General features: G+C 71.6%; 15 protein-coding genes and 1 tRNA gene. 11 read left to right on the forward strand and 5 right to left on the reverse strand.

Going from position 1 to position 17,243, the window contains the following annotated elements; all coding sequences use genetic code 11:
- Window positions 1–17: 17 nt before the first annotated feature.
- Window positions 18–1,547 (reverse strand): MFS transporter, encoded by a 1,530-nt coding sequence (locus tag RVR_RS13450; RefSeq protein ID WP_202234079.1) that lies wholly within the window; start codon window positions 1,545–1,547, stop codon window positions 18–20.
- Window positions 1,548–2,444: 897 nt separating this feature from the next.
- On the opposite strand from RVR_RS13450, the gene RVR_RS13455 reads away from it, so the two are divergent.
- Window positions 2,445–3,743 carry a hypothetical protein gene (locus tag RVR_RS13455; protein WP_202234080.1) on the forward strand — a complete coding sequence of 433 codons (1,299 nt, stop codon included), beginning with the start codon at window positions 2,445–2,447 and terminating at the stop codon, window positions 3,741–3,743.
- Window positions 3,744–3,835: 92 nt separating this feature from the next.
- Here the strand turns inward: RVR_RS13455 and RVR_RS13460 are convergent, their stop codons facing one another.
- Window positions 3,836–4,477, reverse strand: coding sequence for an FMN reductase (locus RVR_RS13460; protein WP_202234081.1), 642 nt, complete (start codon window positions 4,475–4,477; stop codon window positions 3,836–3,838).
- A complete protein-coding gene (locus RVR_RS13465) occupies window positions 4,474–5,601 on the reverse strand; it encodes an LLM class flavin-dependent oxidoreductase (RefSeq protein WP_202234082.1) in 1,128 nt (375 codons plus the stop codon). The genes RVR_RS13460 and RVR_RS13465 overlap by 4 nt, the downstream gene beginning before the upstream one ends.
- 248 nt (window positions 5,602–5,849) lie before the next feature.
- Here RVR_RS13465 and paaA point away from each other — a divergent pair, with 248 nt between their 5' ends.
- From paaA to RVR_RS13495, 6 genes are all read left to right on the forward strand, one after another.
- Window positions 5,850–6,884, forward strand: a complete 1,035-nt coding sequence (gene paaA / locus RVR_RS13470; protein WP_237404716.1) for a 1,2-phenylacetyl-CoA epoxidase subunit PaaA — start codon at window positions 5,850–5,852, stop codon at window positions 6,882–6,884.
- A gap of 134 nt (window positions 6,885–7,018) precedes the next feature.
- Window positions 7,019–7,285 carry a 1,2-phenylacetyl-CoA epoxidase subunit PaaB gene (gene paaB, locus RVR_RS13475; protein ID WP_202238589.1) on the forward strand — a complete coding sequence of 89 codons (267 nt, stop codon included), beginning with the start codon at window positions 7,019–7,021 and terminating at the stop codon, window positions 7,283–7,285.
- Window positions 7,286–7,327: 42 nt separating this feature from the next.
- Window positions 7,328–8,230, forward strand: coding sequence for a 1,2-phenylacetyl-CoA epoxidase subunit PaaC (gene paaC / locus RVR_RS13480; RefSeq protein ID WP_202234083.1), 903 nt, complete (start codon window positions 7,328–7,330; stop codon window positions 8,228–8,230).
- Window positions 8,224–8,745, forward strand: coding sequence for a 1,2-phenylacetyl-CoA epoxidase subunit PaaD (paaD, locus tag RVR_RS13485; RefSeq protein ID WP_202234084.1), 522 nt, complete (start codon window positions 8,224–8,226; stop codon window positions 8,743–8,745). Before paaC ends, paaD begins: the two co-directional genes overlap by 7 nt.
- Window positions 8,745–9,872 (forward strand): 1,2-phenylacetyl-CoA epoxidase subunit PaaE, encoded by a 1,128-nt coding sequence (gene paaE / locus RVR_RS13490; protein WP_202234085.1) that lies wholly within the window; start codon window positions 8,745–8,747, stop codon window positions 9,870–9,872. Before paaD ends, paaE begins: the two co-directional genes overlap by 1 nt.
- Window positions 9,873–10,076: 204 nt before the next feature.
- A tRNA-Arg gene (locus tag RVR_RS13495) sits at window positions 10,077–10,149 on the forward strand.
- A gap of 48 nt (window positions 10,150–10,197) precedes the next feature.
- Here RVR_RS13495 and RVR_RS13500 read toward each other — a convergent pair.
- On the reverse strand, window positions 10,198–11,877 hold the full coding sequence (locus RVR_RS13500; RefSeq protein ID WP_202234086.1) for a site-specific integrase: 1,680 nt from the start codon (window positions 11,875–11,877) through the stop codon (window positions 10,198–10,200).
- Window positions 11,874–12,527, reverse strand: a complete 654-nt coding sequence (locus RVR_RS13505; protein WP_202234087.1) for a helix-turn-helix domain-containing protein — start codon at window positions 12,525–12,527, stop codon at window positions 11,874–11,876. Before RVR_RS13505 ends, RVR_RS13500 begins: the two co-directional genes overlap by 4 nt.
- A gap of 96 nt (window positions 12,528–12,623) precedes the next feature.
- On the opposite strand from RVR_RS13505, the gene RVR_RS13510 reads away from it, so the two are divergent.
- From RVR_RS13510 to RVR_RS13525, 4 genes are all read left to right on the forward strand, one after another.
- Window positions 12,624–12,869, forward strand: a complete 246-nt coding sequence (locus RVR_RS13510; protein ID WP_202234088.1) for an integrase — start codon at window positions 12,624–12,626, stop codon at window positions 12,867–12,869.
- Window positions 12,870–13,111: 242 nt separating this feature from the next.
- Window positions 13,112–14,521 (forward strand): DUF3631 domain-containing protein, encoded by a 1,410-nt coding sequence (locus RVR_RS13515; protein ID WP_202234089.1) that lies wholly within the window; start codon window positions 13,112–13,114, stop codon window positions 14,519–14,521.
- Between the two features lie 184 nt (window positions 14,522–14,705).
- Window positions 14,706–15,476, forward strand: coding sequence for a plasmid mobilization relaxosome protein MobC (gene mobC / locus RVR_RS13520; protein ID WP_202234090.1), 771 nt, complete (start codon window positions 14,706–14,708; stop codon window positions 15,474–15,476).
- On the forward strand, window positions 15,466–17,229 hold the full coding sequence (locus tag RVR_RS13525) for a relaxase/mobilization nuclease domain-containing protein (RefSeq protein ID WP_202234091.1): 1,764 nt from the start codon (window positions 15,466–15,468) through the stop codon (window positions 17,227–17,229). The genes mobC and RVR_RS13525 overlap by 11 nt, the downstream gene beginning before the upstream one ends.
- Window positions 17,230–17,243 lie beyond the last annotated feature (14 nt).

Here is a 17,243-nt window from a genome sequence, read left to right on the forward strand (position 1 = left end):
GTCATGTCGAGGCCGCGTCACATAGGGGCCGCGCCCTGGGCGGTCGGGTCCGACAGGCTCGCCGGTACGCCGCGCCGGTACAGCAGCAGGGTGGCCACGAAGCCCACCGCGAAGAAGCCAGCGGACCACCAGTACGCCACCGAGTAGCTGTGCAGTTGCGCCTGGGCGGCGACCGCGGCCGAGGGACGCCGTGCCGACGCGTAGCTGGTCGCGGCACTGGTGGCCAGGGTGTTGAGCAGTGAGGTGCCGATGGAGCCGCCGACCTGCTGCGAGGTGTTCACCATCGCCGAGGCCACGCCCGCGTCACGGGGTTTCACACCCGCGGTGGCGAGGTTCATGCCGGTGGCGAAGATCATGCCCAGGCCGGCGCCCAGCAGGAGCAGCGGGGGCAGGACGTGCGCGGCATAGGTGCTGTGGGCGTCGAGCGCCGTCATCCAGGCCATCGAACCGCCGGCGAGCGCCATACCGGTCGGGACGATCGGCTTCGCGCCGTAGCGCGGCACGAGGGCGTTCGTCGTGGCGACGGACACGACCATGATGACGGCGACCATCGGCAGGAACGCCAGGCCGGTCTTCACCGGCGAGTACAGCAGCGTGCGCTGAAGGTAGTAGGTCAGGAACAGGAACACGCCGAACATGCCGGCGCCCGAGATGAACATCGCGAGGAAGGACGCGCCGCGGTCGCGGTCGCCCACCACGTGCAGCGGCAGCAGGGGCTGGCGGGCGCGGTTCTGCCACCAGACGAAGGCGACCAGGAGCACGACGCCGACGAGCAGGAACCCCCAGGTGCTGGTGGCGCTCCACTGGTGGCGCTCGGCGTTGGAGAAGCCGTAGACGATGCAGAACAGGCCGCCGGAGACCAGGACGGTGCCGGGCAGGTCCAGGGTGGGGCGGTCGGGCGGCGCGCCGGGGTGCAGCAGGCGCGAACCGCCGATGAAGGCGATCGCGGCGAAGATCAGGTTGACGTACAGGCACCAGCGCCAGTCCAGGTACTCGGTGAGCAGACCGCCCAGCAGCAGTCCGACGGCGCCGCCCGCACCCGCGATGGCGCCGTAGATCCCGAACGCCCTCGCGCGTTCCCTGGGGTCGGTGAACGTCGTCGTCAGCAGGGAGAGGGCGGCGGGCGCCAGCATGGCGCCGAACACGCCCTGCAGGGCGCGGGCCGCGACCAGCACCTCGAAGCTCGGGGCGGCGCCGCCGACGGCGGACGCGACCGCGAAACCGACCAGGCCGATGAGGAACATCCTCTTGCGCCCGATGAGGTCGGAGAACCTGCCGCCCAGCAGCAGCAGGGAGCCGAACGCGAGCGCGTAGGCGGTGACGATCCACTGCCGGTTGCCGTTGCTGAAGCCCAGTGCGGTCTGGGCCGAGGGCAGCGCGATGTTCACGATGGTCGCGTCCAGAACGACCATCAGCTGCGCGAGCGCGATGACGCTCAGCACCCACCAGCGGTGGTTCGGAGCATCGGCCTTGCTCGGACGCCGGGGCCGCTTCGTGCTGCCTCCCACGTCCGAGGCCGCAGAGGTGTCCTGTGTGCCACGGGCCATGAGGTGGTCTCCTTAGCGCGAACGCGCACCCCCCGGGGTTGCTTCCACGCTAGGCGCAGGTGTGGAGGGCTGCCACGCGGGAGCGTTACGGCGCCCGCCGGGCACGTGGGGCGGCGCCCGGCCCGGGCACCGGCGGCCGGCTCCGCGTGCGGTGGGCGCGGCGGTCGTCAGGAGGTCGGCGACAAGGGCGCGCGGCGGTGCAGGGCGGCCTGCGTCACGGCGGGTTCGGGGAGCCGCCCGCGCCCGGGCCCCGTCCCGGGCGCGGCGGCAGATCCTGCCTCCCCGGTACCGCTCCCCCGGCCCGTCACGGGCTCGGGGATGCGGAGATCACCCGCGACCGCCATCGGGTGACCGTCCCGGGTGGCGATGACGGTCACGGAGCGGGCGGCCGCGCGACGGTCGGCAGGTCGCGCGAGCGGGCCGGGGGCCGGTGGTACGGCAGGCCCGCGGCGTGCGGCACGGGAGTACGGGGCGGTCCCGCCACCGACCCGCGCGTGCCGAGCAGCGGACGACCCTCCACCGGCGTGCCCTCCGTGTGACCGACTGCCGCGCGCCCGGGCCTCACCGGACGAGCGGCACCGACGAAACGATCTTTAACCGTCGGGTCCGCCCGGCTAACCCGGCATCACCCGGATGGCGTGACTCGGCGGGCGCAAGGGCGGGTGGCGGGGTAGCGCGCGGCGCGGCCGCGTGCGGGCCGGGAGGCGCGGGTGAGCGACGCGCGTGTCACCCGTACGAAGACGACGGACGGGCGGCCGCCCAAAGCGCGTGCTGTGCACGTACGCACTAACACCGCGCGCGCTGCACGTACCGAGACCGTTTTCTGAAAGTCGGCAGGACGCGGTGAAGGGGGGCGGTGAAGGGGGGTGGTCCGGCGAGTGGTGAAGGAGCGTGCGGATGGCCGGCGACGCGGAGGGCGCGCGCTCCGGCGGCGCGAGCCGGGTGCCCCTGGATGCGGAGGAACGGGCGGAGCTCGACGCCCTGCGGGCCCGCCTCCCCGAGCGCCACCGGTTGCGGTCGGCGCTCGCCTCCCTGCTGATCATCCTCGCGGCGCTGCTCGCGCCGCTGAGCGTGGTCGCCGTGTGGGTGGCCGACGACGTCGCGGACACCGACCGCTACGTCCGTACCGTCGAGCCGCTGGCGTCCAAGCCCGATGTCCAGGCGGCGGTGACCGCCAACGTCACCACGGCGATCATGCGCCGGATCGACATCGACACCCTGCTGTCGCAGGTGGCTCCGGACAAGCGGCCCGGCGTCAAGGAGGCGCTGGGTGCGCTGAACGCCCCGATCACCGAGGGCGTCAGGAACCTCGTGCGCCAGACGGTCGCGACCTTCGTGGCGAGCGACGCCTTCAGGACCTTGTGGGCGCAGCTCAACCGCCGGGCGCACGCCGCTTTCGTCGGTGCGCTCACCGGGGACAGCGGCACCGCGGTGCGGGTGGAGGGGGACACAGTGACGCTGGATCTGGCGCCGGTCGTAGAGCAGGTCAAGCAGCGGCTCGTGGACAGCGGCCTGACGGTGGCGTCGAACATCCCGCCGGTGCAGGCGCAGTACACGCTGATCGAGTCGGAGAACGTCAAGCGCGCGCAGACCGGGTTCCGGGTGCTGCAACTGGCGGGGAACTGGCTGCCCGTGGTCACCGTGCTGCTGGCCGCAGGCGGGGTGTTGCTGGCGGCACGCAGGAGGCGGGCCCTGGCCACCGTCGCGCTGGCGGTCGCGGCGACGGTCGCCGGGCTGGGGATCGGCCTGTCCGTCTTCCGGATCGTCTACCTGGATCGCCTTCCGGCGAAGATCGACGAGCGGGCGGCGGGGACGGTCTACGACCAGATGGTGCACTTCCTGCGCGAGTCAGTGCTCATGGTGATCGTGCTGGGTGTGGTCGTCGCCCTGAGTGCCTGGCTGAGCGGCGCGGGGCGCTGGGCGGTACGGGTCAGGGCGGCATGGGTGTCGGCCATCGCGGCGGTCAGGCAGGCGGTGGGGGTGTCCACCGGGCCGGTGGGTTCCTGGGTGCACCGCTACCGGCACCTGCTGCACTGGCTGGTGGTGCTGGTGGCGGCCGTGGTCCTGGTGCTGTGGTCGTACCCGACCGGCATGGTCGTCTTCTGGATCGCTCTGGCGGCGCTCGGGGCCCTGGCGGCTGTCGAGTTCCTGGACGACCGCCGCCGGCCCGGCGGGCGGACGGGCAGCGCAGCCTAGGGTCCCGGGCGCGGGCTCCGTCAACGGGGCGCCCGGCAGGCCACTCCTTCGAAGACGCAGGTGACCTGCCTACGGGTGCGTCACCGGAGGGTTCACCGCTCCACGGCGAGCGCCGCCAGTTGCTGTGCGAACGGCACCACTTCCGTGGCGTCCTCCGCGGCCCGCTCCCCCGGGAACACCGGGTCTGCCGTGGACGCCGGCCGGCCCGGCCGCGTGCCCAGGAGAGCGGCCAGTTCGGCCGCGGCGCGGTCGACACGGGACGCCAGCGCCCCCTCGCCGCCCGACGCCCAGTCCTCGGAGGCCGCGTACACCGCGGTGGGGACGACCACTGCGCGCAGGTACGCGAACAGCGGTCGCATCGCGTGCTCCAGCACGAGGGAGTGCCGGGCGGTTCCACCGGTCGCCGCGACCAGCACGGGCAGGCCGGTGAGGGCGTCCTTGTCGATGACATCGAAGAAGGACTTGAACAGGCCGCTGTAGGAGCCGGTGAACACCGGCGTCACGGCGATCAGGCCGTCGGCGGACGTGACGGCCTCGACGGCGTCGCCCAGGCGGGGCGACGGAAAGCCGGTGACCATGTTCTGCGCGATGTCGTTGGCGAGCTCGCGCAGCTCGATCACCTGGACGTCGACGCCCGCGTGCCGCGCGGTGGCGGCCGCGAGGCGGTCGGCGAGCAGCCGGGTCGACGACGGCTTGCCGAGCCCCGCGGTGACCACGACCAGTCGCTTCGTCATGCCCTCGCCTCCTGGGTGCCGACCGGGGTGCCGGCCTCGTCCTGGTCGCCCTGGTCGCGGCGTGCGACCAGCGCCTCGTGGGTGGGCCCGTCCGGCACCTGCGCCGGGCGCCCCTTGGCGAACTCCTCGCGCAGGACGGGGACGACCTCCTCGCCGAGGATGTCGAGCTGTTCGAGCACGGTCTTCAGCGGCAGGCCCGCGTGGTCCATGAGGAACAGCTGCCGCTGGTAGTCGCCGAAGGACTCGCGGAAGGTCAGCGTCTTGTCGATGACCTCCTGCGGCGAACCGACGGTCAGCGGGGTCTGCTCGGTGAAGTCCTCCAGCGAGGGCCCGTGGCCGTAGACGGGCGCGTTGTCGAAGTACGGGCGGAACTCGCGCACCGCGTCCTGCGAGTTCCTGCGCATGAACACCTGGCCGCCCAGCCCGACGACCGCCTGCTCGGGCGTCCCGTGGCCGTAGTGGGCGAAGCGGTCGCGGTACAGGCCGATCAGCCGCTTGAAGTGGTCCTTGGGCCAGAAGATGTTGTTCGCGAAGAAGCCGTCGCCGTAGTACGCGGCCTGCTCGGCGATCTCCGGGCTTCGGATGGAGCCGTGCCACACGAACGGGGGCACGCCGTCCAGCGGCCGGGGCGTGGAGGTGAAGGACTGCAGCGGGGTGCGGAAGCGGCCCGCCCAGTCCACGGACTCCTCGCGCCACAGCTTGTGCAGCAGCGCGTAGTTCTCGACGGCGAGCGGGATGCCCTCGCGGATGTCCTTGCCGAACCACGGGTAGACCGGGCCGGTGTTGCCCCGCCCCATCATCACGTCGACGCGGCCGCCGGCGAGGTGCTGGAGCATCGCGAAGTCCTCGGCGATCTTCACCGGGTCGTTGGTGGTGATGAGGGTGGTGGACGTGGACAGGATCAGGCGCTCGGTCCGCGCGGCGACGTAACCGAGCATGGTGGTCGGCGACGACGGCACGAAGGGCGGGTTGTGGTGCTCGCCGGTCGCGAAGACGTCGAGCCCGACCTCCTCGGCCTTCAGCGCGATCGCGACCATCGCCTTGATCCGGTCGTGCTCGCTCGGCGTGCGACCCGTCGTCGGGTCGGTCGTGACGTCGCCGACCGTGAAGATTCCGAACTGCATCGCTCTCCCACCGCCCCATCTGGTTGATTGTTCAACCACTCGAACATTCCACCACACCGCGCTATTCCCGTCGACCGGACCCTTCCGGACCAGACCGCGGGCGGGCCGCAGACCGGCCGCGGGCCCCGCCGGGCGCCACGTTTTCCACAGGGCCGAAAGTTGTCCACAGGACCGCCGCCCCGTGCTTGCGCGGACCGCCGGAATCAGCGAGACTCGAAACCGAACGAATGGTCGGTTGGGAGGTAGCGATGACCGCACGACCCGCGCGCGCCGCGGACCAGGACGAGGGCCGGGACCCGCAGGGCCGGGACGCCGAGGAACAGCGGCTCCAGGCCGGCTTCGACGCGACGATCGACCGGGACCAGCGGATCGAGCCGCGGGACTGGATGCCGGAGGGGTACCGCCGCACTCTGGTCCGGCAGATCGCGCAGCACGCGCACTCGGAGATCATCGGCATGCAGCCCGAGGGCGCGTGGATCACGCGCGCGCCGTCCCTGCGACGCAAGGCGATCCTGTTCGCGAAGGTGCAGGACGAGGCCGGCCACGGCCTCTACCTGTACTCCGCGGCCGAGACCCTCGGCGCCGACCGGGCGGACCTGACCGAGCGGCTGGTCTCCGGCCGCCAGAAGTACTCCTCGATCTTCAACTACCCGACCCCGACGTTCGCGGACGTCGGCGTCATCGGCTGGTTCGTGGACGGCGCGGCGATCTGCAACCAGGTGCCGCTGTGCCGCAGTTCGTACGGCCCCTACGCGCGGGCGATGGTGCGGATCTGCAAGGAGGAGTCGTTCCACCAGCGCCAGGGCTACGAACTGCTGCTGACGATGATGCGCGGCACCCGGGAGCAGCGCGCGATGGTGCAGGACTCGGTGGACCGCTGGTGGTGGCCGTCGCTGATGATGTTCGGGCCGCCCGACGGCGACTCGCCCAACTCGGCCGCGTCCATGGCCTGGAAGATCAAGCGCCACAGCAACGACGAGTTGCGGCAGCGGTTCGTCGACATGACCGTCCCGCAGGCGGAGAAGCTCGGGGTCACGCTGCCCGACCCGGACCTGCGGTGGAACGAGGAGCGCGGGCGGCACGACTTCGGCACGCCGGACTGGTCGGAGTTGCAGCGCGTGATATCCGGCGACGGGCCGTGCAACACCGAGCGGGTCGGGCGGCGCACGGCCGCCCACGAGGAAGGCGCCTGGGTGCGCGAGGCGGCAGCCGTTCATGCGGCGAAGCAGGCCGGGCGCGTCGCGGGCGGGGCGGCCGGGAAGCGGGAAGGAGCAGCGGCATGAGCGGCACGGAAGGCGGCGGGACGGCCGCACCCGGCGCGGGCGGCTCGGGCAGTACGGGCGGTACGGGCGGCGCCACCGGAGGATCTGCGTCCACCGCCGGAGGGCTTGCACCCTCCGCCAAGGGCGGCTGGCCCCTGTACGAGGTGTTCGTGCGGGGCAAGCGCGGGCTGAACCACGTCCACGTCGGCTCACTGCACGCCGCCGACGACACGATGGCGCTGACCCACGCCCGCGACCTGTACACGCGCCGCAACGAAGGGGTGTCGATCTGGGTGGTCCGCTCCTCGCACATCGCCGCGTCGACGCCCGACGAGAAGGACCCGTTCTTCGCGCCCAGCGCCGACAAGGCCTACCGGCACCCGACGTTCTACGAGATCCCCGACGACGTTCCCCACATCTGACCGCACGACATCCGACCACTCACCCGTAAGGAGGCAGGCGCCGTGGACCACACCGAGGCGGCCGACGACGACCACGTCTACCTCTCGCTCACCGAGGAGCACGACGGCGCGGACGCCCGCTGGGCGTTCGGCACCGGCTTCACCGACCCGCTGCACGGCGTCGACACCGAGCTGCCGGACGGTGTGGACGCGGCCGAACTCGCCGCGGTGTGCCTCGCGCTGGGCGACGACGCGCTGGTCTCGGCCCAGCGCCTCGCCGAGTGGTGCACCCGGGCGCCGGAGTTGGAGGAAGAGGTCGCCCTGGCGAACATCGGCCTGGACCTGCTCGGCCAGGCGCGGATGCTGTACGCGCGTTGCGGCCAGGTCGACGGCACCGGCCGGGGCGAGGACGCCTACGCCTACTTCCGCGATCCGGCCGACTTCCGCAACGTGGCGCTCGCCGAACTGCCCAACGGCGACTTCGCGTTCTCCGTCACCCGGCTGCTGGTACTGGCGGCCTGGCGGCTGGCGCTGCTCGGCCGCCTCGCCACCGGTCCCGACCCGGTGCTCGCCGCGATCGCCGCGAAGGCGGTACCCGAGCTGACCTACCACCGGCAGTACGCCGCCGACTGGGTGGTGCGGCTCGGTGACGGCACCGAGGAGTCGCACCGCCGGATGCGCGCCGCGCTGGAAGACCTCGCGCCGTACGTCGAGGAGATCCTCGCCGCGACCGCCGCCGCCAAGTCCGCCGCCGGGTCCGCCGCCGGGTCCGCCGAGATCGGCACGGCCGTCCGGGAGGAGACGCTGGGTGTGCTGCACCAGGTGCTGACCGCCGCCGGGCTGGAGCTGCCCGCACGGCCCACAGCCCCCTACCGGGGGCGGTCCGGGGAGCACACCGACCATCTGGCCCCGCTGCTGGAGGAACTGCAGAGCGTGGCCCGCGCCCACCCGGAGGCGACATGGTGACCACTCCCACCCTGCTCGACGCGCAGCGGGCCCGCAGGATCGCGGCCGAGGTCCCCGACCCCGAGCTGCCGATGCTCACGCTGGCCGACCTCGGGGTACTGCGCGAGGTGCGCACCACCGAGGACGGCACGGTGGTCGCCAGTCTCACCCCGACCTACTCCGGCTGCCCGGCCCTCGCCGAGATGCGGGCCGACGTGGCGGCCCGGCTGCGCGCGGCCGGGTTCGCGCGCGTCGAGATCCGTACGGTGCTCGACCCGCCGTGGAGCACCGACCGCATCACCGACGAGGGCCGCCGCAAGCTGCGCGAGCACGGCATCGCCCCTCCCGGCCCCTCACCCCGCCGGGCCGCCGGCCCGGTGCCGCTGGTGCTCGGCGCCACCCGGCAGGCCGTCCCCTGCCCGCGCTGCGGCGGCGCCGACACCCGGCAGACGTCGCCGTTCTCGGCGACCGCCTGCCGGTCGCTCTGGCGCTGCGAGAGCTGCCTGGAACCCTTCGAGCACGTCAAGGAGTTGTGATGGCCCCCACCACCGCGACCGGCACGGCCACCGCCAGCGCGGCGGCCGGGGCGGCGCGCCCGCGGCGGCGCCCCGCGTTCCACTCCCTGCGCGTCGACGAGGTGCGGCCGCTGTGCGAGGACGCGGTGGTCGTCGGCTTCGAGGTGCCCGCCGAACTGGCCGAGGAGTTCGCCCACCGGCCCGGCCAGTCGCTCACGCTGCGGCGGATGGTGGACGGGCGCGACGAACGCCGCTCCTACTCGATCTGCTCACCGGCGGGGGCTCCACCCCGCATCGGCGTACGCGTCGTGCCCGACGGGCTGTTCTCGTCGTGGCTGGTGAACGGCCTGCGCCCCGGGGACACCGTCGAGGTGATGGCGCCCACCGGAGCCTTCACCCCCGACCTCGACACCCCGGGCCACCACGTGCTCATCGCCGCCGGCTCGGGCATCACCCCGATGCTGTCCATCGCCGAGTCCGTGCTCGCCGCCGACACCGCCTCGCAGGTCACCCTCTTCTACGGCAACCGCCGCACGGACACGGTGATGTTCGCCGACGAGCTGGCCGACCTGAAGGACATCCACCCGGCGCGCTTCCAGATAGGACACGTGCTGTCGCGCGAGCCGCGCGAGGCGGACCTGCTGTCCGGGCGCCTGGACGCGGAGCGGCTCGGCGCCCTCGTGGACGGCCTGGTCGACGTCCCGAGCGTCGACCACTGGTGGCTGTGCGGCCCGCACGGCATGGTCACCGACGCCCGCCACCTGCTCGCGGAGCTGCACATACCGGACGAGCGCGTGCACCAGGAACTGTTCTTCGCCGACGACGAGCCGATCACACCCCTGCGCCACGCGGACGCCACCGCCGAGGGCCCGGTCAGCCAGGTCACCCTGATCCTTGACGGCCGCACCACGACCACCGCCCTGCCCACCGGCACGACCCTCCTCGACGGTGCCCAACGCACCCGCCCCGACCTGCCCTTCGCCTGCAAGGGCGGTGTCTGCGGCACCTGCCGCGCGAAGGTCACCGAGGGCCGGGCCGACATGCGCCGCAACTTCGCCCTGGAACCGGCCGAGGTCGATGCCGGCTACGTGCTGACCTGCCAGTCCTTCCCCGCGTCCGACGCGCTCACGGTCGACTACGACGCCTGATCCGCGCACCGGCCCACGGCCGGAGGCGGCCCCGGCCCGACCCAGGTCCCACCCGGGTCCTTCTCGCCGGCTCCGGCCCGCCCTGCCCGCCGAGCTTCGGGGGTCCGGCGGGGCTCGCCGCAGCCCGGCCCCGTACGGCTCCACGGCCACCCGCCGACAACCGGTACAGTGTCAACGCACCACCTCGGTGGGGTGTACGTCCCCGCCCCAGTAGCTCAGGGGATAGAGCACGGCTCTCCTAAAGCCGGTGTCGCAGGTTCGAATCCTGCCTGGGGCACAGCGTCAGACCTGCTCTGACCTGCATCTTCGTCGGCCCGACGGTCGATTACGCGGCCTCGGACTCATCGTCCGGGGCCGTTTGCGTGAGCGCTGCGTGAGCGGACGGCTCGATGATCTCCGATACTCCCCCCAAATGATCAGCACCGTCCGGCACGTCATCCCCGCCGGGTCCGTCTGCATCCTCCCTGCTCTGCGGCGCCGAACCTGCCGCCCTGCCCCCGTCGGACAGGGGTCGGGCTCGCGGTACGAGGCGGGCCGCAGCCTCAGCGATGGCCAGGTCGGTTTCCGGCAGCAGGCTCGTGTACGTGTCCGCCGTGATGGTGATCGAGGAGTGCCCGAGCATCTCCTGGATGTCCTTAAGGTCGGCTCCCGCCGCGTGGGCCAGGGTCGCCGCGCCGTGCCGTAGATCGTGGAGTCGGATCGGCGGCAACCCGATCTCCTCACGCAGTTCATTGAAGCGACGGGTGACCTTGGCCGGGTGGAGCCAGGCACCGTTCTCGCACGTGAAGACCCGACCGGTCTCGACCCACCCGGCGCCCCATTCCTCTCGGTCCTCGTCCTGCCGTTCGCGGTGCCGTTCCAGAACAGCGACCGTCTCCGAGTCCAGGGCGATCGTCCGTGCACCGGCGTCTGTCTTCGGATCGTCCTCGTATACCTCCCAGCCGTCGACGACGAGCTGCTTGGCGACGGTGATGAGGGAGGCTGCCAGCTTGGTGTCGGTCCAGAGCTGACCGCACGCCTCGCCGCGCCGCAGGCCCCGGAAGGCGATGAGGTGGAAGAGGGCGTAGAGCCGATCGCCTGCCGCGTGGTCGAGGAACGCACCTGTCTGTTCAGGTGTCCAGACCATGACGGCAGAGGACTTCTCGCCCGTACGCTCCCAGTGCGCGATCCGCTCCTCGGACCACACCTGCGCCTTGGGCCGCTTACCGGCCGCCAACTCGACGTGGGCCGCCGGGTTGAACGTGATGAGCTGCTGGGCGATGGCGGAGTTGAGCGCGGCCCTGAGCGTGGATCGGATGCGCTGGCAGGTGGAGGGGCCGACCGTGTGACGGAACGGCTGCATCTTTGCGATGGCGGCCTTCATGTCTTTGCGGCGTGCGCGGTTCTCAGCCCCCTTCCAGGGGACTCGGGCAAGGTCGTTGATCGCTCGATGCCGGGCCGCGTTGCTCTCCGCGATCTCGACGTTGGCGTCCGCGATGGCCTCGAACATCTCCGACAGATGCGCGACCCGGAGCCGGTCCAGGCGAAGGTTGCCGATCCTCGGCTTCAGGTGGACCCGAATGCACCTCTCGTCACGGCTGATCGCGCTCTGGCGCCCTTTCTTGCCCCGGAGCCAGAGGTCCAGCCACTCCCCCACCGTGAGGCGACCGGTGAGGTCCTGGCCGGACCGGAAGCGTCGGCGGACCTCTTCGGCGTCCGGAATCGGCGCCTTCTCGTCCGCTACCTGCTCCAGCAGGTCGGTGATCTGCTCGATGCCTTCGGGGTCGTCGGCGTCGGGGACGCCGAGCAGGGCGCGTATCCGGTCGAGGTCGGTCTGCGCCTCCTTGAGGGTGGTGTAGCCGGCGCGGTTGAAAGCGCGGCGGGAGCCGTCGGTACGCTGCGGCAGCTCCTGGCGGATGGAGTAGGTGCCGTGCTTGCGGGTGGCGAGTTTCGGGCAGGACTTGCCGAATGGCTTGCCGGTCTCGGAATCGCGGCAGTAGCAGCGGCGGTAGGTGGAGCCCTTCATTGATCGTTCTCCTCACGGTCTCGCGGAGTGGTCGACTCGGCGTCGATGAAGGCCAGTTCGGGGGGAAGGAACGGCGGGAGAAGCGCGTCCTCGCGAAGGACAGTGCGTAGGCGGCCGAGGTAGGCGTGATCGTCAGCGGCGCGTCTCTCGTACTGCTCGGCGGAGCGGAGGGCCTCCGCGCGTTCACCGGGGTCGTGAGTGGCAGCGGCTTGGCGACGGTGGTGGAGGGCCTTTGCGCGGGCACGTTCGGCGCTGTCCAAGGCCGCGTGGTGGAGGCGGTAGATCCGGAGCAACTCCTCATTGCCTGAATCCAGTTCGCCCGTGAACCAGCTCAGTGCCGTCCAGGTGTCCACCCGGTCGCGGTCGGGCAGCATGGGCGCCGTCGCCGTGTAGCCGATGGGGAAGAGCAGACAGATCGGGTGCGTGTGCAGGGCCTCGGCCAGCACCATGACGTCCGGCACGGGAATCATGGTGCGGCGGCCGGACTCCATGTTGGCGAGCACATTGCGGGGGATCGGATAGCCGATCTCCTCGCAAGCGTCGGCCAGGTCCTGGGCGCTCATGCCCAACTCCTTCCGCCGCCGTCGCACTTCTGCCGCCACGGTGGCGGCAACCTGGACGTGCCACTCTGCAACGTCATCTTGTGTCATGGCGACACATTAGCTTGGCGCATCCTCATCGTCGTAGTCCGGAGCAGGCGCATTTTCCGTGCCCGCCGACGACCGCTTCGACGAATGGAGCAGCACATGAACAAGGACCAGAGCCGCCTCACGACAGGGATGAGCCGAGCGGAACTTCTCTCCCTTCCCGCCGCGATCGACCTGGAGACCAGCAATAGGGCTCTCGCACTCGGCCGCAGCAAGGGATACGAACTCGCCCGGCGCGGACTGTATCCGTGCCGAGTGCTGCGGTTGGGAAATGCCTACCGAGTGGTGACCGCCGACCTGCACGCGGTTCTCGGGGTCGCCGACGCCGCGCGCGAGGCCGCCTGAAGGCAGCCACCCGTTCGGAAACTGTGTCCGGTGAGCACAATCCCATGGACGGCGGCACACGCTGGACGTAGTGTTCCCGGTCGCTGCCGGGCCTGTGCCCGCCCGCAGCGATTCACCCCGAGAAGTTGGCCCCCGGCGGTTGCTACGCCGGGGGCCGAGCGAACTCCCCTGTACGCCTTCAACGATCAACCCAGGCGGTGTCGGGCCTGCCAGCCCGGCGCCGCCGGTCGAGGAGATTCCTCATGCAGCCTACGACCCGCACTGTCAGCAGCGCATCCCCGAAAACTGCCTGGCCTCCGGTAGCGGTACCCGGTCAGGCGCAGCACGCCGCCGCGCAGCCGATCCGGGAGACCGGTTCGCCGTCTCCCGGCGACCGGCTGACCGCGCGAGCCTTGTCGGCCGCCAGCCGGGTAGCGGACGCGTCTGACCGGCTCACCGCGACGCCCGGTCAATCAGCCGGGGTGAGTGACCGGGTGACCGCGGTCACTGACCGGGAGCCGGTCACCGGGCCCGGTCAGCCGGTCGGTCCGGTTGGTCCGGAGGGCAGCGTCCCGGTGACGGAGGGCGCTGACCTGCTGACCGAGGTGCGGTCAGCGGTCGCCCGGTACGTGATCATGCCGTCCAGCGAGGCCCTGGACGCGGTCACCCTGTGGATAGCAGCCACCCACCTCCAGCCCGCGTGGCAGCATGCGCCGCGTCTGGCGGTGGTGGGTCCGGCGAAACGGTGCGGGAAGTCGAGGCTGCTGGACGTCCTCCACGACACCGTCCACGACCCGTTCATCACGGTGAACTCGACCCCGGCGGCGATCTTCCGGTCGATCACGGAGCGGCCGCCGACGCTGCTGGTGGACGAGGCGGACACGATCTTCGGCAGCGTGAAGGTGGCGGAGAAGAACGAGGAGATGCGCGGCCTGCTCAACTCCGGGCACCAGCGCAACCGCCCCACCACCCGGGTCGTCGGGCCGGAGCACAAGCCGACCAAGTTCGCCACGTTCGCGATGGCGGCGCTGGCCGGGATCGGGGACCTGCCCGACACGATCATGGACCGTGCGGTCGTGGTCCGGATGCGCCGCCGGGGCCCGGGGGAAAGCGTGCGGCCCTTCCGTGCCCGCCGGGACACCCCGATCCTGCACGCGCTGCGCGACCGGCTGGCCGGGTGGCTGGTGCCGTTGACCGATACGGCGGCCGGGTGGGAGCCGGTGATGCCGGTGGAGGACCGGGCGGCGGACACCTGGGAGCCGCTGGTGGCCGTCGCCGACCTGGCCGGCGGCGTATGGCCGGATCGGGCGCGGGCGGCGTGCCGGGTGATGACCGCCCACGAGGAGGGCCAGGACCAGGACACCGGGCTGAAGACCCGCATCCTCACCGACATCCGCGCCGCCTTCGCCGGATACGGGAACCCCGACGCCCTGTCCACGCAGTCCCTGCTCAGCGCCCTGAACGCGGACCCGGAGGGCCCGTGGCGCGAGTACGGCACCAGCGGCCTCACTCCGCGCGGCCTCCAACTGCTCCTGAAGGACTACGGGATCAGCGCGGCCAACCGCCGCTTCCCCGGCGACACCCAGCGCCGGGGCTTCACCCGCCACCAGTTCACCGACGCCTGGGCCCGCTACTGCCCCCGCCCCGAACCGGCGCCCCCGACCGGCCGGTGACCCGCACCGACCCGTACCACCCGTCCCCGCGCAGGTCGGCGCGGGGACGGGTCGCTTCCCCGTGACGAGTCGACCCGCATCACCGCATCCACCCGTACCTGCGCTGACCAGCCATGCAACGGGTGGGACGAGTCACACACACCCACGCCGCTTCGCCGCAACCACGTTCAGGAGCCGTACGACCATGGACCAGCCCCAGAAGAAGCCCGGGATCTTCACGCGGATCAGTCAGACGGTCACCGGCCGTTCAGACGGAGCAAGCTGGAGCAAAGTCCACATCGCCGGAGGCGACGCGGACTTTGCGCTTGTCACCGCCCCGGCGGAGGCGGTCCCGGACGGTGCCCAGCGGGGCACGGCCGGGGAGGGGGAGGCCGAGCGCGGCCTCCCCCCAGGACAGGATCACGACGCCGAGATCCCCGAGCGCTTCGCACCGACCCTCGCCCCCGACGCGTTCGTCCACCGCGGCATCGCCGCGCTCGACGTCCCCACGTTGCCAGTCGACGCCGACAAGCTCGTCGAGAGCCGTCGGCCTTTGAGCGAGGTCCTCTATCGGCCGCGATCCGGCACCAAGCGCGACATCCAACTGACCGCGTCCGCGGAGCGTGCCGAGCAGGAGTTCATCGACCTCGCCGCCAAAGCGGCCAAACGCTCCCGGTCAGCGTTCCTGATGGACGCCTCGCTGACCTTCGCCCACGCCTACCTCGGCGACCAGCGCCCCGCCTGCGTCGCACCCCTGCCCTCGCCCCAGACCCTCCAAGACCTGACGCGCCTGTGCGGACAGTTGCTGCGCGAGATCCACCGCGTGGGAGTGAACCTCAACCAGATCACCCGCGCCGTCAACACGGGCACCTGGCCCGACCACACCGACAACGTCCTCACCGAAATCCAAGTCCTGGCCCGCGCAGCCCGACTGGCCCTGGAACACGTCGTCTCGGGGTGCCGTCATGGTGCCTGACGTCTCCACCGGCTCCCGCACCCGCGGACTGCTCTCCTACCTCTACGGCCCCGGCCGCCGCGACGAGCACACCGACCCCCACATCGTCGCCGCCTTCGCCATGCCCGGCATCCCCGACCCCGGCCGGGCGCCCCTCGACCAGCACCACACCCTGTTGAGCGAACTCGCCGACTACCTCGACCAGCCCGTCCGCGTCCGGGAGCAGCGCACCGGCAAGAAGGTGCCCCAGCACGTCTGGCACTGCCCCGTGCGCACCGCACCCGGCGACCGCTACCTCACCGACGAGGAATGGGCGCAGGTCGCCCGCCGGATCGTCCACGCCACCGGCATAGCCCCCGACGGTGACGACGCCGGCTGCCGGTGGATCGCGGTGCGCCACGCCGAGGACCACATTCACATCATGGCCACCAGCGTGCGTGAGGACGGCCGCCGCCCCCGAACCAACCGCGACGGCCAACGCGCCCAAGCAGAATGCCGCACCATCGAAGCCGAACTCGGCCTGCGCCGACTCAAATCCGGTGATTTCACCGCAGCCCCCATGCCCACCAGCGCCGAGCAGGCCAAAGCCCTACGCACCGGCACCACAAAGACGGCGAAGGAATGGCTGCGCGACCAGGCATACACAGCCGCTGCCGCCGCACGCGACGAAGCCGAGTACTTCTCCACCCTCAGCACGCTCGGCATCCACATCAAATACCGGCTAGGTCCGCAGACAGGCGACGTCACCGGCTACAGCCTCGCCGCACCCGACGACACCAACAGCCACGGTGAGCCGGTCTACTTCAGCGGCTCCGCTCTCGCCCCCGACCTGTCCATCAACCGTCTGCGCGAACGCCTCACCGCTCACGACGCCACCGACCAGCCCACCGCCCGCACCACCGACCCCGGCCCCTGGCACCAAGCCGACACCACCCTGCGTGACCTCCACACCAGCCTCCTCGACCAGGACACCAAGAACAGCCAGAGCGCCCGCGATCAGGACAGCGCGATCCAGGCCCAAGCAGCCGCGTTCAGCGAACTACTCCACAACACCGCCGCCACCGCACCCACCCACCTACGGGCCGAACTACGAGCAGCAGCATCTGCGTTCAACCGCGCCAACCGCTCCACCGTCCGCGCCGAACACCACAGCGCCGCCGCCCTGCGCACCGCGGCGAAGGAACTGCTCCACGCGCTGGGCTCGGACAAGGACGGCGCCGCGGTCGCAGGGCTGCTGTCCACCGCCGCGCTCGCCCTCATCGCCCTGACCCGCTGGCACGAGAGCCGCCAACACCACCAGCAGGTCGCCGCAGCCCGGCAGACCCTCGTCCACCTGCAAACCGCCTACCGACAAGCCGCCGAACCCGTCCTGGCCGACCTCGCCTCACGCACCCCCAGCCCGCAAGCCACTCAGCGCTACGCCTCCGACCTGCGCGCAGCCGTCCCCGACCACGCGGAGCGCGTCCTCGCCGACTCGGCCTGGCCCGCACTGGCCACCACTCTCGCCAAAGCCGAAAGCACCGGCCAGAACCCCCGCCGCCTCCTCACCGACATCGCTCGACAACGCGAACTCGACACCGCCGACCACCCCGCCGAAGTCATCAACTGGCGCATTCACCACCACACCACCGAACACCACGCCGCCCGCCTCCGAGCCGCCAACACCCGCCCCCACCGCAACACCCCCGCGCACACAGCACCCGTAGACACAACCGCCAGCACCCGCCTGCCCGCTCCGCAGACAGACCGCGATGCTCCAACCAGGCGGCGATGAGTACCTGCTCTATG

Origin of the sequence: Streptomyces sp. SN-593, assembly GCF_016756395.1 — a bacterium.
Taxonomy (GTDB): Bacteria; Actinomycetota; Actinomycetes; order Streptomycetales; family Streptomycetaceae; genus Actinacidiphila; species Actinacidiphila reveromycinica.